Annotated in this window: 14 protein-coding genes; all 14 read left to right on the top strand. The window is 54.9% G+C overall.

The window, feature by feature from the left end; translation table 11 throughout:
- Positions 1-27 precede the first annotated feature (27 nt).
- Positions 28-927: a transcriptional regulator gene (locus H0S68_RS14415; RefSeq protein ID WP_142815058.1), complete on the top strand. Its 900-nt coding sequence runs from the start codon at positions 28-30 to the stop codon at positions 925-927.
- Positions 928-1,110: 183 nt separating this feature from the next.
- Positions 1,111-2,067, top strand: coding sequence for an NAD-dependent epimerase/dehydratase family protein (locus tag H0S68_RS14410; protein ID WP_122079677.1), 957 nt, complete (start codon positions 1,111-1,113; stop codon positions 2,065-2,067).
- 180 nt (positions 2,068-2,247) lie between these two features.
- Complete coding sequence (wecA, locus tag H0S68_RS14405) at positions 2,248-3,297, top strand: UDP-N-acetylglucosamine--undecaprenyl-phosphate N-acetylglucosaminephosphotransferase (protein WP_122079676.1); 1,050 nt, start codon at positions 2,248-2,250, stop codon at positions 3,295-3,297.
- Positions 3,298-3,342: 45 nt separating this feature from the next.
- Positions 3,343-4,476 carry a polysaccharide export protein gene (locus tag H0S68_RS14400; protein ID WP_128864751.1) on the top strand — a complete coding sequence of 378 codons (1,134 nt, stop codon included), beginning with the start codon at positions 3,343-3,345 and terminating at the stop codon, positions 4,474-4,476.
- A gap of 28 nt (positions 4,477-4,504) precedes the next feature.
- Complete coding sequence (locus tag H0S68_RS14395; protein ID WP_142815060.1) at positions 4,505-6,685, top strand: polysaccharide biosynthesis tyrosine autokinase; 2,181 nt, start codon at positions 4,505-4,507, stop codon at positions 6,683-6,685.
- A gap of 4 nt (positions 6,686-6,689) precedes the next feature.
- On the top strand, positions 6,690-7,979 hold the full coding sequence (locus tag H0S68_RS14390) for a flippase (protein WP_122079673.1): 1,290 nt from the start codon (positions 6,690-6,692) through the stop codon (positions 7,977-7,979).
- Positions 7,969-8,817, top strand: coding sequence for an ATP-grasp fold amidoligase family protein (locus tag H0S68_RS14385; RefSeq protein ID WP_122079672.1), 849 nt, complete (start codon positions 7,969-7,971; stop codon positions 8,815-8,817). The genes H0S68_RS14390 and H0S68_RS14385 overlap by 11 nt, the downstream gene beginning before the upstream one ends.
- 139 nt (positions 8,818-8,956) lie before the next feature.
- Positions 8,957-9,862, top strand: a complete 906-nt coding sequence (locus tag H0S68_RS14380) for a glycosyltransferase family 2 protein (RefSeq protein WP_122079671.1) — start codon at positions 8,957-8,959, stop codon at positions 9,860-9,862.
- Position 9,863: 1 nt separating this feature from the next.
- Positions 9,864-10,925, top strand: a complete 1,062-nt coding sequence (locus tag H0S68_RS14375; protein WP_410528788.1) for a glycosyltransferase family 4 protein — start codon at positions 9,864-9,866, stop codon at positions 10,923-10,925.
- A gap of 1 nt (position 10,926) precedes the next feature.
- Positions 10,927-11,670 (top strand): glycosyltransferase family 2 protein, encoded by a 744-nt coding sequence (locus H0S68_RS14370; RefSeq protein WP_044551994.1) that lies wholly within the window; start codon positions 10,927-10,929, stop codon positions 11,668-11,670.
- Positions 11,667-13,553 carry a carbohydrate-binding protein CenC gene (locus H0S68_RS14365; RefSeq protein WP_187961569.1) on the top strand — a complete coding sequence of 629 codons (1,887 nt, stop codon included), beginning with the start codon at positions 11,667-11,669 and terminating at the stop codon, positions 13,551-13,553. The genes H0S68_RS14370 and H0S68_RS14365 overlap by 4 nt, the downstream gene beginning before the upstream one ends.
- A 6-nt stretch (positions 13,554-13,559) precedes the next feature.
- The gene (locus H0S68_RS14360) at positions 13,560-14,546 is read left to right on the top strand and encodes a glycosyltransferase family 2 protein (protein ID WP_410528787.1); all 987 of its coding nucleotides are present in this window, start codon (positions 13,560-13,562) and stop codon (positions 14,544-14,546) included.
- Between the two features lie 103 nt (positions 14,547-14,649).
- Positions 14,650-15,552 carry a glycosyltransferase family 2 protein gene (locus H0S68_RS14355; protein ID WP_048760201.1) on the top strand — a complete coding sequence of 301 codons (903 nt, stop codon included), beginning with the start codon at positions 14,650-14,652 and terminating at the stop codon, positions 15,550-15,552.
- A 56-nt stretch (positions 15,553-15,608) separates the two neighbouring features.
- Positions 15,609-16,862, top strand: coding sequence for a hypothetical protein (locus H0S68_RS14350; RefSeq protein WP_048760199.1), 1,254 nt, complete (start codon positions 15,609-15,611; stop codon positions 16,860-16,862).
- The last annotated feature ends 95 nt before the right edge of the window (positions 16,863-16,957 follow it).

Raw genomic sequence — 16,957 nt, 5'->3', positions numbered from 1 at the left:
AGGACAGGCACGCTAAGGAAATTAAAAGTGAATCTTGATAAAAGAATAAAGATTAGGAATCTAGATGTTCTGACACCGTCCAGGGAAAAATTCCGCCTACGTTGGAAGGAGTATCAGATACTTTCACTTCTTGTCGCCAGATCCCCAGAACTGGTTAGCCGTACGGAAATTATAGAAAACATTTGGAAAGGAACTTATTGTTCGGATTCAACGATAAATCAAACAATTAAATCAATTCGTCAAAAGATCGGTGATGCCGAGCATACGCTTATCAGAACCATTCCTCGCTTAGGTTATAAGGTGGAAAACAAGGCCGTTTTTCACTTTATTTCTGAAGAGGAAGAATATGCCGACGATGAAATATGGGGCGGCGACACTGATGATAATAAAGATATTCAAGCGGAACTTTCTGAAAGTAACGATAAGCCGGATGAAACTCTTGCTGAAGAAATAGAGCTTAATGATGAAAACATGGCTCCCGTTGATCCTCCTGTCGTACCAGTAACGCTTAAAAATACGTCAATCAGAAAAAAGATACCGGCTTCGGCGGGTTTTTTCTCTGTGCCTGCCGTCAGAGTTGTGAAATACCTGTCAGTATTCGTGTCGTTGCTCATTATTTCACATTTCTCCTACGTGCTGGGGAATCAAACCCGCCCGCCGATTATCAATGATATTCAAAACAATACCCGCGTAGTGCTGACGTTGACGCTGAATAACTCCCGTACCAACAGCCCGCAAACCCTGCTTTGTCTGTATCAGGGCGAAAGTCTGGAGCAGGCAACCATCGAGTGCGTCGACCCTAAGCAAGGAAGGTTGAAACAGCCGGTGAAATACGAAACTTCAGATGCGCAAGGGACGGGTAAGATTAATCTCATACTGCCGAATAAAACCATGGAATATCAGGTCGCTTATGATGTTAAAAATTAGCACGCGATGATATTTCACCTTTGTCGATAATTTTACATTTGGCACATATTTTTATTTCATTATTTGTTATTTGAAAGCCGGGTCCGTTTTGTCCAGTCTGGTTTCCATGTTCTAACGCGAATTAGCGTCCTGCCTCAATGGTGTGGTGGGGAATAATGGATAAACCGGGCTGAGTGACAAATTATGGATAAGCGTAAAGTAGCGATCATCGGGGGTTCCGGCTTTATCGGAACGCGTTTGGTTAAGCGTCTGAGTGCGCGTGACGACCTGGTGTTGACCATCGTGGATAAAAAGCGGAGTGAGCATTTTCCCGAACTTTATCAGTTTGGCGATGTAACCCAGCCCCAGACATTGCAGGAGCCGTTGGCCGGGTGTGACGCCGTGATCAACCTTGCCGCTGAGCATCAGGATAATGTCGATCCTATCTCACTGTATTACCAGGTTAACGTTGATGGGGCGCGCAATGTCTGCATGACGGCATCGGCGCTGAATATCCAACAGATTATCTTTACCTCCTCCGTGGCGGTCTATGGCTTCGTGACACGGGAAACCGGCGAAGAAGGGGTTTTCGAGCCCTTTAACCATTACGGCAAATCCAAATTGGAAGCGGAGTATGTCTACGAAGCCTGGCGTAAAGCCGATGGCAGTAACAAATTAACCATCATTCGCCCGACGGTAGTGTTTGGTGAAAACAATCGCGGCAACGTTTATAACCTGTTCCGCCAAATTGCCAGCGGTCGCTTTGTGATGATCGGCAGCGGCAATAATATGAAGTCCATGGCCTACGTTGAGAATATTGCCGCCAGACTTGAGTATGCACTGGATCAACAGGCCACTTATCAGGTCAGCAATTATGTTGATAAACCCGACTTCACCATGAATCAGCTGGTAGACGTTATTTCTTCTTCATTAGGCAGAAATAATAAGACTATTCGCATTCCTTATCTATTTGGGATCTGCGGGGCAACGGCATTAGATGTGGTGAGTAAAATAAGTCACCGAAAATTTCCTATTAGCCGCGTGCGGGTGCAGAAATTCTGTGCCAGAACACAATTTAAAAGCAATGTTCAATGTGATTTCGTGGCGCCAGTCGAACTTGATTCGGCAATCGAAAAAACAATTAAGCATGAGTTTTCCTAGAGATAACTTTATTACAGGTTAGGGTTATTTATTTTTCATCTCTGACAAGCAGATAAATCTGTATTAAACGGGATTGGCTCATGCTGACTTATATCCTGGGACTGTCAATTTTATTTTTGTTAATAGCGCATTGGGAGCTGTAACTCAAGGGCGGTAGCGTGCTTATTCGCTGGAGGAACAATGTTATATCAACTGAGCGTGATATTTATTTTGGCGCTGGTGCTGGTGGTTATTGCCCGCCGCGCTGCGTTGGCGGTGGGGTTAGTGGATAAACCCAATGCGCGCAAGCGTCATCAGGGGCATGTTCCGCTGGTCGGCGGGATCGTCATTTACCTCATTATGACGCTGGTGACCTTTTGGCAGCCCGAATGGTTGCCGCACAGTACCACCTTCTTGCTGAGCATTACGGCGCTGGTGTTGCTGGGCGTTCTGGATGACCGCTTTGATCTGCCGGTGACGCCACGCGTCATCGTGCAGGGAGGGATTGCGCTGGCGATGATGCTGGCGGCAGGGATGCAACTCACCTCCTTTGGTTACCTGTGGGGTCATCAAGAACTGCAGCTGGGTTACGCGGCCTTGTTGATCACGCCGCTGGCGGTGTGGGGGGCGATCAACGCCTATAACATGGTTGACGGCATCGACGGCCAACTGGGCGCGCTGTCCTGCGTCACGTTTATGGCGCTGGCCATCCTGTTCGGCCTGGCCGGGCATGAAGAGCAGGCGTTGTGGTGTCTGAGCCTGATTGCGGCCCTGGCGGCCTACCTGTTGTTCAACCTCAGTCTGTTCGGTGCGCGCAACAAGATTTTCATGGGGGATGCCGGCAGCATGGTCATTGGGTTTAGCGTGCTGTGGCTGCTGATAGCCGCCACCCAGGGCGAAGACGCCGTGATGCGACCGGTGACCGCACTGTGGCTGATTGCCATTCCGCTGATGGACATGGTAACGGTGATGACGCGTCGTTTGCTGCGTCGACAGAGTCCTTTCAAGGCTGGGCGCGATCATTTGCATCATATTCTGATGCGTCGTGGCCTCAATGCGCGTCAGGCGCTGAGTATGAGCTGCATGCTGGCGGTGACGCTGGCCTGCGTCGGCATCTGCAGCGAGGTGCTGCAACTGCCCGATCACCTGATGCTGCTGGCCTTTGTATTTTGCTTCTTCGGTTATTTTGCCCTGCTGCACGAACCTCGTCAGGGCAGAGTTTTTACCGATAACCCTACCGCCGATCGTTAATCCTCCCACGGGCCGCAACGGCGGCCCGTTTTTCACGGTACCGTTATGAACCTTCATTTGCCTCATTTGATGCCACTGGTGCTGTCCAGCGTGCTGCTCAGTGGTTGCACCGCCTTTCCGGGTTCACACCTGCCGACCCAGGGCAAAGAAAAAGTGACTCAACAGGACGAAGATTTCGATCTGAATAAACAGGTTCAGGTATATCGCGTCACGCCGATGCTGCTGGAAAAAATGCGTCGCATAGAACCGGTAGCGCGACCCAACCTGGCGTTGGATCAGCGGTTGCAAAGCTATCAGTACCGCATTGGCGTTGGCGACGTGCTCAACGTTACCGTCTGGGATCACCCGGAGCTGACCACCCCGGCAGGGCAATACCGCAGCGCCAGTGATACCGGTAACTGGGTGCATGCCGATGGCGCCATCTTCTATCCGTACATTGGTAAGGTGCAGGTGGTGGGCAAAACCGTTACCGAAGTGCGCAACCAGATTGCCAGCCGCCTGGCGACCTATGTGGAAAGCCCGCAGGTGGACGTCAGCATCGCCGCCTTCCGCTCGCAAAAGGTGTATGTCACCGGTGAGGTGAAAACTTCTGGGCAGCAGGCCGTGACCAACGTGCCGCTGACCATTCTGGATGCCATCAACGCCGCCGGCGGGCTGACCGATAACGCCGACTGGCGCAACGTGGTGCTGACGCACCAGGGCAAAGAACAGCCGATTTCGCTGCAGGCATTGATGCAGCGCGGTGACATCAGCCAGAACCATTTATTGACGCCCGGCGACATCCTCTATGTGCCGCGTAACGATGAACTGAAAGTGTTTGTGATGGGCGAGGTTGGCAAGCAGTCGACGCTGAAAATGGACCGCAGCGGCATGACCCTGACCGAGGCCCTGGGCAGTTCCGAAGGGATCAGCCAGACGGTGGCCGATGCCACCGGGGTGTTCGTGATCCGTCCAAACGGCGGCAAGCAGCCAAAACGGCTGGCGTCGCTGTACCAGTTCGACCTGTCTGATGCCGCCGCACTGGCGATGGGCACCGAATTCCAGTTGGAGCCTTATGACGTGGTGTACGTCACCGCGGCACCGATCGCACGCTGGAACCGCTTGATTAGCCAGCTGGTACCGACCATTTCCAGCTTCAACGACCTCAGTGAGGCCACGTTGCGGGTACGTAACTGGTAACCCCGTAACGGTGACTAAAGGAAGACCGATGATGAAGAACAATGCATTGCCGATTGTGATGGCCGAGCAGGACGACAAATTGGAGTGGGAGCGCCTGATTGGCCCGCTGTGGGACAACCGCTGGCGCATTCTGCTGGTGACCGGCGTAGCCGGGATCCTGGGCTGTGCCTATGCTCTGATGGCAACGCCAATCTATCAGGCCACGGCTTTGGTGCAGGTGGAAAAACAACTTTCGGGCGACTCGCTGCTGCGCGAAACGCTGGACAGTTCGATCGGCGGAGTCGGTCAGAACTCGGCGACCCAGGACGAGGTCTCGCTGGCGAAATCACGTTACGTAATTGGCAAAACCGTCGACGACCTCGGCCTGACGGTGCGCATCAGCCCGGACTATTTCCCGCTGTTCGGCAAGGGCATCGCTCGCCTGAGTGGCGAAGTGACGCCGGTACTGCGTATTTCTTCCATGAAGGTGCCGGCGGTGATGCAGGGCCAGGAACTGACCCTGACCGTCGATGATCCGCAGCATTACAGCCTGAGTCATGACGGCAAAACCTTGTTCAGTGGCGTTGTGGGGCAAACGCTGCAGCAGGGCGGTTGGTCGGTCAACGTGAGCGAGCTTGAAGCGCAGCCGGGCACCACCTTCACCGTGGTTAACGTACCGCGCCAAAAAGCGGTGGACGATCTGCGCAATATTCTCGATGTCGCGCCTGGCGGCAAGGAAAGTGGCATCATGACCTTCAGCCTGGCGGGGGAGGATCCGCAGCGTGCGGAAGCGGTGCTCAAGAGCATCACCGATAACTACCTGCAGCAGAATGTGGATCGCAAAACGGAAGAAGCTCAGCGCATGCTGGCCTTCCTGCATGAGCAGTTGCCACGGACCCAGACTTCGCTCAATAACGCCGAGAATCAGCTTAATCAATTCCGCCAGCAGAACGACTCGGTAGACCTGTCGCTGGAGGCCAAGTCGGTGCTGGACACCCAGGTGCAACTTGAAGGGCAGCTCAATGAGTTGACCTTCAAAGAGGCGGAAATTTCCAAGCTCTATACCCGGGTACACCCGGCCTACCGTGCTCTGTTGGAAAAGCGCGCCACGCTGGAGGCTGAAAAGGCGCGGCTTGGCAAACAGGTGCAAACCTTGCCGAAAACCCAGCAGGAAATTTTGCGCCTCACCCGCGACGTGCAGGTGGATCAGCAGGTCTACATGCAGTTGATGAACAAGCAGCAGGAGCTGAGCATCAGCAAGGCCGGTACCGTGGGCAACATCCGCATCATCGATGAGGCCGAAACCGGTCTGCGGCCGGTACAGCCACAAAAAGCGATGATCGTGTTCTTCGCTCTGCTGATGGGCGGTGTGCTGTCGGCGTCGGTGGTGGTGTTGCGTGCCGCGCTTCATCGTGGCATCAGCGATACCGATACGCTGGAAAAGCGTGGTATCAGCGTGTATGCCACGGTGCCGCTTTCGCCCTGGCAGCAAAAGCGCAATCGAGTTCAGCAGCAGCTGTTGACCAAACACAGCAGCGGCAAACTGCCGATCCTGGCGCAGGAAGAACCGGAAGATTTATCCGTTGAGGCTATCCGCAGCCTGCGCACCAGCCTGCATTTCGCCATGATGGAGGCCAAGAACAATATTCTGATGGTATCCGGCGCCAGCCCGGCCAGCGGGAAGAGTTTTACCAGCACCAACCTGGCAGTGGTGATCGCTCAGGCAGGGCAGCGGGTGTTGCTGATCGACGCCGACATGCGCAAAGGCTTTTTGCACCGTTGGTTGAACAACAGCGCCAAGGCTGGTTTGTCAGATATGCTGTCCGGGCTGATTGCGCCAGAAATGGCGGTGAAGAAGACCGACATTGCCAATCTGGATTTCGTGCCGCGTGGCCAGGTACCGCCCAATCCGTCCGAACTGCTGATGCACCAGCGCTTTGCCGATTTCTTGCGCTGGGCGGGCCAGAACTACGATCTGGTGCTGATCGACACGCCACCGGTGTTGGCGGTGACCGACGCGGCGATTGTTGGGCATCACGCCGGTACGGCACTGATGGTGGTGCGTTTCGAGGTCAACACCGTCAGGCAGATTGAGACCAGCATCCGCCGGTTCGAACAAAATGGCGTCACCATTAAAGGGGTGATCCTCAACGGCATGGTGAAGAAAACCGCTACCGACGCCGGTTACTATGCCTTTGCTTACCCGAGCCATCAGGAAAAGGTCCAGTAACCCTATGAAAGCGATGCTGATGAACTCCCTGTGGTTAATGTTGGAGCGAGTATCGCTGAGCCTGTCGGGGATTTTCGTTTCGGTTTACGTCGCGCGCTATCTGGGGCCGGCGCAGTACGGGCTGATTAACTACTTGTTGTCGGTGATTGCCATTGCGGTTCCGCTGGTGCAATTGGGGGCCGACGCGGTGTTGTTCAACCGCGTCGCCCGCCAACGGCAAAGTGGCATTCGGTTGATGCTGGCCTCGATGCGTCTGCGGCGGCAACTCTTTGCGCTGATCGCGGTGCCGCTGATGGCCTGGGCAATGTTAACGCAGGATCGCACCAGCCAGATCATGATGGCACTGATGCTGGCCAGCGCGTATTTCTCGGTGCAGGACGTTTATAAAATCTATTACGACGCCCTGTTGAAATCGAAGCTGAACACGCTGATCAACAATGTGGCGCTGCTGTTGTCGATTGTTGTGCGGCTGGCGCTGGTGCATGCCAAACTGCCGCTGGAATGGTTTGCGGTGCCCTATGTGCTGAGCAGCCTGATCCCCTACGGAGTACGTTGGCTGCTGTTTCGCCGCGAGAAAGGGGGCATGCGGCCCATCAGCCTGCGTCATCAACGGCGCTATGGCCGCTATCTGCTGAAGGTGGGGCTGCCGCTGGCCGTGTCCGGACTATCGATTGTCATCTATACGCGTATCGATCAGATCATGATCGGTAACTACCTCGGGGAACACAGCGTTGGGCTGTATAGCGCCGCCATCACCCTGAGCCAGGGGTGGGTCTTTGTGCCCATTGCGCTGATTACCTCGATGATGCCGGGGGTGGCCAACGCCGGTTCCGTAAGCGAGCAGGAAGGGCGGATCCGACTGCTGTATCTGGTGGTTCTGCTGCTTTCTATGCCGGTGATATTACTGCTGTCGCTGTTCCCTGGCCCGATAGTGAAGCTGATGTTTGGCGACAGTTACCGTGAAACCGCCACCATTCTGGCGCTGTGCTCGGTGACTTCACTGTTCTCAGTGATGGGCACTGTTTCTTACCGGGCGATCGTGTTGTTTGGCGGTTATCGGTTTATCGCGATAAAAATGCCTTTGGCCGCTTTGGTCAACGTGCTGATGAATCTGGTATTGATCCCGCGTTATGGCATTTTGGGCGCGGCGATATCAACGTTGATTACCGAATTTATTTCATTTTTTGTACTTAATGGCTTTTTTAGAAAAGGACAAATTACCCGGCTGCAGGTCACCTGCTACCGCTGTTTGCCGCAACTAATAGGGAAGGTGCGAGAACTTTATGCTAAATAATCTGGTGAAGGGTTTTTACCGTAATATACCCGACGCATTATATCATCAGCTAAAATACGCTTTGTTTTTTCGCAAGCTACCGCATCTGGCTAAACCGATGGGGTATAGCGAGAAACTGATGCGCAGGAAAGTCTATCCTCTGGCGATGTATACTCAGCTGTCCGATAAGTATCTGGTCAGGGAATATATTGAAAAGCTGTGGGGGAAAGAATACCTGATTGAACTTTATGCTCAGGGTGAGAAATTAACTGAGGAAATGTACCAGTCATTGCCTGACGCCTTTGTGATTAAGGCGAATCACGGCAGCGGTTATAACAAGCTGGTGTTTGATAAAAGCCAGACCAGCTTTAATGAATTGAGGGTGCTGACCAACAGCTGGCTGCGACAGAATTTTTATCAGGTCTATCGCGAGCGTCATTATAAGGATATTTCGCCGTGCATCATGGTGGAAAAAATGTTGCTGGAAGACGGCAAAACCCCGAATGACATCAAGATCCACTGTTTTAATCGCAACGGGGAAGTGCGTTTTTTCATCCAGATTGATTACCAGCGCTTTATCGACCACCGCCGTGATTTTTTCGATGCCCAATGGAATCGCACCGAAATCCGCATGGGGGTGCCCAACAGCGAAGTGCCGATGGAGAAACCCTGTCGCCTGGATCAGATGCTGCAGCTGGCACGCCAGGTGGCAGAACAGTTCTCTTACGTAAGGGTGGATTTTTATCAGGTGCAGGAACGGATCTATTTTGGCGAGTTAACATTTACTCCCGGAGCCGGCCTGCAACGATTCACACCGGAAATTATTGAACAAGAGTGGGGAGGTTATTTCCAGGAGTAGTTGAGTAACCGGTAGGCTGCGCGTATTTACCGCGTCAGGACGGGGGGAAGTAACCGGACAAGGATATTCTGGGATAACAAGCTATTCCGTTGGCATTAGCATTGTTTTGCCAAATGATAATATATTGTTGAGGTAATAAATGGACTTATCGATTGTCATTCCCGTTTTTAATAACTCAGCCAGTTTGGCCACCACATTAGTCAGGATGACTAATGCCTGCTCCGGTTTCGACTACGAAATTATCGTGGTTGATAATGCGTCGGACAAACAAGAGTTGGATAATATGCGCAGCCTGTTGGTCGCCAATCGTCGGGCGCGGCTGCACGAAAGTAAAGTGCGGCGTAATACGGCGGCCTCGTGCAATACCGGGTTTCGTTTAGCGCGCTCGGACGTGGTTTTTTTTCTGGAGCCGGAGGATTCGTTTAATACCAACTATATTATCCGCCGCCTGAAACGTCATCAGGACCCCCGAATAGACATTATCTTCGGCAACTACGTCACGGTTAGTGATAAGAATATTCGCAGTTATCGTTTCGATTATAAAGAGGGTGTGGCGGGAGCGGATTTTTTATTTCTTGATATGGGTGATATTCGCACCTCAACCATCAGCCTGCGCAAAAAGGAAGACCGGCGTTTTTTATTTCCGGAGTTTCTCTACAAGTATCAAGACTGGGGATTTTTGGTCAACGCCACCAATCTGGGGGCCAGGGTGGCCTTCGACGAGGGGCGCGGCGTGTTTATCCGCTGCGGCGATGCCGATACCGATCGTTGCCGGATGAATATCGATGCCAGCGAGCAGTTTATCGATGCTTACCTTCATGCCAGCGGCCGCTATATCAGCGGTTTTGCCTGCAAACACCTGCTGGCCTCGCTGTACAGCGAAAACCTGCAGGCCTTCACCTATTACTCAGCGCGCACCGAGCGCGATGCCCTGAGCAGCAAATTCAGGGCGATCAAACTGTACGGCGACTGTCTGGCCAGACTGGGGCTGTTTCCACTGGGCGGGCGACTGTTGCGTACCGCCCGCGAGGGATTTCGGAGATGACATGCAGCAACGAAAAGTAGCGATTGTGATTGAGAACATCGCCGAAAAAGGCGGTACCGAGCGGGTGGCCAGCAGCCTGGCCAATGCGCTGACGACGCGTTTGGGGCATCAGGTGGATCTGGTGTCGATCAGCGGCGACCGGGCATTTTACCCGCTGGAGGAGTCAGTGAGTTTACGCTTTATGCCTGGCAGAACGCTGTTGTGGCCCTGGCGATTGGCATGGTTTTTACGGCGTGGCCACTATGACGTAATTATCACCGTTTCGATGGGCAAACTGTCGTCGATCATGGTGCCGTACCTGCGGTTGCTGTGCCCGCACAGCCGGCTGTTGCTGAGTGAACACGTCAGTTTTCACCAGTATGCCTGGCCGATGAAGTGGCTAAAGGTGCTGGTCTACCGACTCGGTGACCGCACGGTACTGCTGACGAAGAAAGATTTGGCCACCATCAGCCGTTGGGTGCCCGGCCGCAAATGTCGGGTGATTGAGAACGTTTCACCCTTCCCGGTGCAACCGCCGCAACCGGCTCAGCAACAGCCGGTGGCGCTGGCGGTGGGGCGGTTATGCCGACAGAAAGGGTTTGACCGCCTGATCGCCGCCTGGCAGCAGATAGCGCCGCAAGCGCTGGGTTGGCAACTGCATATCGTCGGCGACGGCCCGGACCGGGGGGCACTGCAACAGCAGATTGACGCCGCCGGTCTGGGTGATCAGGTGAAGCTGTTGCCGGCGACGGCGGACATCGCCGGCCACTACCGTCAGGCCGCGATGCTATTGATGACCTCGCGTTACGAAGGCTTGCCGATGGTGCTGATTGAAGCGATGAGTTTTGGTCTGCCCCTGGTGGCCTTTGACTGCCAGACCGGCCCGGCGGAACTGATTGATGACGGTAAAAACGGTTATCTGGTTCCAGAGGGTGACATCGAGGCCTTCAGCCAACGAACGCTGGCGCTGATAGGCGACGGCGAGTTGCGTCAGCGCTTCTCTCTGCACTCGTTGGCGCGGGCGCAGCAGTACATTCCCGAGCGTATTTATCCCCAATGGCAACAGCTTATCGCTGGAGGTTAAGATGGAAAAAGTTTCAGTTATCATGCCGGCTTACAACGCCGCGGGCTTTATCAAAGAGTCGATCCTCGGGGTGCTGAACCAGACTTACCAGGATTATCACCTGTATGTGATCGACGATGCTTCTACGGACCATACCGCCGAGGTGGTGAAACCGTTCATCCACGATCGTCTGACTTACATCCGCAACGACACCAATCAGGGCGTGGCCGAGACCCGCAACATCGCGATTGAAGCCGCACGCGGCGATTATATTGCGTTTTGCGACAGCGATGACGTCTGGCACCCGAACAAGCTGGCGCGTCAGGTCGGTATTCTCAAGACCAACCGCTACGACGTGGTGTGCTCCCATTATTACACCTTCGAAGATGACCCGACGCGGGTGAAAAACTACCGCGGCGCCGGCGAAATCATCGCCTATAAAGACATGTTGAAAAGCAACTGGATCGGCAATCTGACCGGTATGTACAACCAGCGACAGGTCGGCAAGGTGTACCAGAGCAAAGTGGGCCATGAGGACTACGTGATGTGGCTGTCGGTACTGGAGAAGGCGCGGAACCACATGGCTTACTGCATCCCCGAACCCCTGGCCTTTTATCGCCTGTCGGCGCAGTCGCTGTCCGGCAATAAATTCCGCGCGGCCGACTGGCAGTGGCAGATATATCGCCGCCATCTGGGGCTTTCCTATCAGAAGTCCTGTTATCTGTTCTTCTCCTATCTGTACAGCGCGGTGATGAAAAGACAATGAATTTCAGCAAACTAACCTCGGCCTGCCTGCTGGCGAGCGCCGGCTGGGCGGGGCTGGCCAATGCGGCCGGCTGCGACAGCAACCTGCTCAAGGATCCCGGCTTCGAGCAGGGGGGGGCCGGGTGGTCGCTGGCCTCGGCGCAGGTGGTCGCGGGTGGCCACGGCGGTCAGAGCAGCCTGTTTTATCAAAATCACAACCCGGCCAACTACCACAACATGCTGCAAACCCTGTCGGTCAAACCGGGTCAACAGCTGGCTTTTGGTGCCTGGGTACGCGGTGAAAACCTCAGGGGCAAGGGCGAAAATCAGGGTGCCGGCGTGTTTGTCGAAAGCTATGACGACCAGGGACGTTTTTTAGCGGGCAGCTATCCGCAGGGGCTGCTGGGCACCAGCGGCTGGCAGCCGGTGACCGGCGATTTTCGGGTGCCACCACGGGCGGTGAAAGTGGTGCTGGGCGTTTATCTGCGTCAGGGCACCACCGGCAATGCCTGGTTTGACGATGTTTACGCCTGCCTGCAACCCGTTGCGCCGGAGCTGTACCAGATGCGCAGCGGTAACGGCGCGGCCTCCAGCCTGATTGAAGTGGTGGATCCGCAGCAGGTGCAGGTGGACAGTACCCTGGTCGATGACAAAAACACCGCGGTGAAACGTGACAGCCGCCGTTATGCCATCAGCGGGCAGCAAAAGGTGGAATTTCCGCTGCCGGCCGATTTGGCTGCCGGCGAGTATCGTTTGCAGCAGCAGGTGACGGACGTGGCCACGCAACGCAGTCAGCGCAGCGAAATGCCGATCAGCGTCGGTCGCCCGCAGCCCAAGGTAGCGCTGGATGCTCAGGGTTATGTGTTGAAGCAAGGCAAGCGCTTCTTCCCGCTCGGCATCTACATGTACGGCGAGATGGCGACGGACGTACATCTGGCGCGCATCCGCGATGCCGGTTTCAATACCTTGCTCAATTACAACTACGGCACCGGCCGCGACCCCTATAACTATTTCCGCAAAACCCAGCAGTATGGTTTGCAGGTGATTTTTTCGCTCAAGGATATGTACGCCGGCACCCGCTTTGCGCCGGAAACCAAAATGAGCTATCCGCAGCTGACGGCCAGCTATGTGGAGAAGTTCAAGCATCAACCAAACCTGCTCGCCTGGTACATCAACGACGAACTGGGCCCGGAATATGTGCCGCAGATTGAGCAAAAGCACCTGCAGGTCAAGCAGTTGGATCCGGATCACCTGACGTTCCAGGTGTTGGACAAGACCGGGACGCTCAATGCCTATTTCAACAGTTCGGACGTGTTGGCCAGCGACCCTTATCCGGTCGGCAGAGACGCCGATCTGACGCGGACGCTGGAGTACAGCCGTATTACCAGCCAGGTGGCGCGCCAGGCAAAAGGAGCCTGGTTGGTGATGCAAATTATGGATCATGCCGCTTACGCCCCCGGCCGCAAACCGCGTCAGCCTACCGAGGCGGAGATCCGCAATCAGGCCTGGTTAGGGCTGATCGGCGGGGCCAGAGGCATCCTGTTTTATTCCTATACCGACTTGTTCTACAAGCGCCAGCGTGGCGGCTTCAGCCAGCAGGAGTTTGACGCTATCTGGCGCGGCGTCGCCGGCGTAGCACAGCAGATTGTCAGCTTTGAGCCTTACCTGCTTTCCGGTGAAAGCCGGTTGTTGCAAGGCAACAATACCGCCATCCCGGCCCGGCTGTTTATTCGCGGCGATCGCGGCCTGGTACTGATAGCCAACCCTTATTACCGTCAAATGTCGGCACGTTTTGATCTGCCTGCCGGTTGGCAGGCTCAGGGGCAACGGCAGATTGAGGCGGAATTGCCTTCGATGGGCAGCCGTGCGGTATGGGTGCAACGTCAAACAGAAGATAAAGGATAACCGGTCATGAATATTACCCTGAGCCTGATTATTCCTGTGTACAAGGTTGAGGCTTATATCGAGGCGTGCCTTGATTCGGTGCTGCAACAGCTGCCTGACTGGGCGGAAGTGATCATCGTGGATGACGGTAGCCCGGACGGGGCCATCGGCATTGCCGAAGAGATGCTGTGTCGCTACCCGCAGCACAAACGGCGGGTCAACATTTTGCGCCAGGAAAATCAGGGGTTAAGCCAGGCGCGCAACAACGGCATTGACCATGCCGAGGGGAACTACATTGGCTTCCTGGACTCCGACGACGTACTGCTGGAGGGCTACTTCAGCATTTTGGGGCGTTTGTTGGCGGATAATCCGTTGGCCGACATTGTGGCCTTCAACGCCCAGCGCTTTTCGACCTTCAATAACGGCAAAATCCAACCGGACGGAACCATGGCTATCGTGCCCGGTAATGCGGCTCCGCAGCAGCGTGATGAGCATATGGCGCTGCTGGCAGACAGCTTTAACCGCAGCATGTGGTACGCCTGGGCGAGGATTTATCGCAAAACGCTGTTCGATGAGGCTCGCTTCCCGGCGGGGCGCAATTTTGAAGATATTCAGCTGATCCCGCAGCTTTACCTGAAGGCCGATCGCATCGTGGTCTGCGATACGCCGTTGGTGGGATACCGCGCCAACCCGAATGGCATTACGCGCGCGCCCAAGCGACGCGATCTGGACGATCTGGATTACGCACTCGACGGCGCTGACAGCGGGCGACGGCAGGGGCTGGGTCATGGGCTTTACTCGATTCTCTACGTCACCACCCTGAAAGCGCGCTTGCTGGTGGGGTTGGACTTTTTCGGGCCGCGTGATGCGTTGCGCGAAACCCGCGAGCTGAAGCGCCGTTATTCCGGCCTGCGCGGCGAGGAGCGTAAAATGCTGAGCCGTAAAAACCGGCTGTTTTACCGTAGCCCACTGGCCTACTACCTGATGGCCCGGCTGTACAACCTGCGCGGCTAGCGGCACAGCATTCGCCTCTTTCCCGTTTTCGTCAAAGCAGCAGCATGCTGCACCCATGTCAATTGGGGCGAGCCCTCTCGCCCCCAACAGGCAGAATAAAACTATGAGTATCACCGTCAGCGTCATCATACCCACCTATGGCCGCAGCGAACTGCTGGCACGCGCCATCGATAGCGTATTGGCACAAACCCATCGCCCGTTGGAAATCATCGTGGTGGATGACAACCCGCAGGGCGACGCCCATCGCCTGGCGACCCGCGAGCGCCTGGCCGACTACATTGAGCGGGGTGAGATTATCTATTACCCGCGCAGGCGCAATGGCGGCGGCGCGCTGGCACGTAACAGCGGGATCCTGCGTTCGAGCGGCCAGTACATCAGCTTTCTGGACGATGACGATTACTACCACCCACAGAAAATCGCCCGTCAACTGGCGTTTATGCAGCAGGGCGATTACGACGTCAGCCTGTGCGATATGGATATTCTGAAAAACGGGCAGATCAGCGCCGAGCATTACTACCGCGCGCGTTGCGAAGGGCTGGAGGACTTTATGCTGGCCGGCGTAGCCTACACGCCGATGATCATGATGCGCCGTAGCACGGCGATTGCGGTACGAGGTTTTTTCAACACTCCTCGCTACCAGGATCATATCTTCCTCTACCGGCTGCTGGCGGCCGGAGCAAAGATCGGTACGCTGCACGAACGACTGGCGGTGCACAACGACCATGACGGCGAACGCATCACCTCCAGTCCGAAGGGCATTATTGGCTACCGCAACAAAATGCAGTTTGAGCAGCGGCTGATGCCGCAGGTATCACCCCGGGCACGCAAGATCATGCGTCTGCGCCATACCTGCATTACTTCGCGCATCATTACCGACGGCAAGAGTCGCCTGGCAGGCGTTTTCTATGGGTTGAAGGGCATTGTTTACGTTAATAGCGGCTTGATGGCGGGGGTGTATATGAAAAATATCATCCGCAATGTGTTTTTCCGCGGCGTGCCGTTCTGAGATGCGTTTCGCGTACTCCGTTACCCTTAAGAGATTCCCCCTTTCAGAGGATGATTATGCGCTTTGAACGTTCGACGCTGATCGGCAGCGTACTGTTGCTGACGGTACCGCTTTTCGCCTTGTTGCACAGCATAGGTACGCTGAGGGCAGGAAAGAAAAACTCGGCGGCTTATGTGCTGATTGCGCTGTGTTTTTTCTTTTTCTTCATCAAAATTCCGCCGCTGGCAGACCTTTACCGCCACTTTGCCAACTACGATGCCATCAATTCGGCGACCCGCCTGAGTGATGTCATTCAGGGCAAGGTGGACGTGGTGCTGTACGCCAATTTCTATATTTTCAAAACGCTGGGGATCCCCTTTTTCATTATTCCGGGGCTGTACGTCGCGCTGTCGGTTTACTGCTATCTCAGCGCGCTGAATATCGTCATGCTGCATTCCGGCAAGGCGTTCACGGCGCGGCAGTTTGTGCTGCTGCATCTGGCGGTGCTGTTTTTGATTAACCCGTTTATCATTGCCATGGGGCTGCGCTTTGGCTTCTCGATGGCGGTGATGACCCTGGCGATGGTGCTGTTTTGCCATAAGCTTAACCGTCCGCTTGCCGCGGGCCTGATGCTGTTCGCCATGTTGACCCATTTTTCCAGCATGCTGCTGGTGGGGGTGTTTCTGTGCAGCCGGGTGATGCGCCTGAACCGCCTGCTGACGGTGGTGTTCAGCGCCATCGCCTTTCTGACCGCCAAGTTTGCGCTGCCGTTTATCGTTTCCCATATTACGATCTCCGGCATCAACAGTTACTCCGACGTCTATACCTCCGGCATGTACGCCAGCGACTACCTGACATCCGGCAACGCCAACGGCATGATTAACTTCCTGATTGTGTTATTCCCGGCGCTGTTTCTCGGCGTGTTTATGCTCGCTCACCCGATGCGCAATCAGGCGGGGGACATCAAAAACTACGCGGCATGGCTGGTGGTGTTTGTGTTCCTGTGTTCCAGCTCGCTGCAGGCGGCCAGCCGCTATGCCAGCGTGGCCTCGGTGTTCTTGCTGTTTTATTACGTGGCTCATCGGGGATCGTTCATCCGCGGCAGATTCAACTACTTCTTCCTGTGCTTTATGCTGATGGCCACCGGTTATAACCTGATAGAGAACATTTACGTTCCGCGTCGCCCGATCATGCTGGGGCAGATGTGGCAGTCGTTCTATAAAACGCCGCTGCTGAACCTGTTCTATGGCGAACAGGAATATGAGCAGTATCTGCAATTTATCAACCGCGACAGCGGCGAGTGGATAGGGCATGAGATGGATTTAGGCTAATGCGCTTTTTTAATCACTTCACCGAATCGGAAGCGGGAATCAGCCCGTTTGAGACCGTTGACAAAGTTTAATGGTAGGGGCGCTGCATGCTGCGC

The organism is Serratia sp. AXJ-M, assembly GCF_046531865.1.
In the GTDB taxonomy this organism is placed as follows: Bacteria; Pseudomonadota; Gammaproteobacteria; order Enterobacterales; family Enterobacteriaceae; genus Serratia; species Serratia liquefaciens.
Note: the sequence above shows the minus strand (reverse complement) of the source record. Positions and strands in the feature narration are given on the sequence as shown.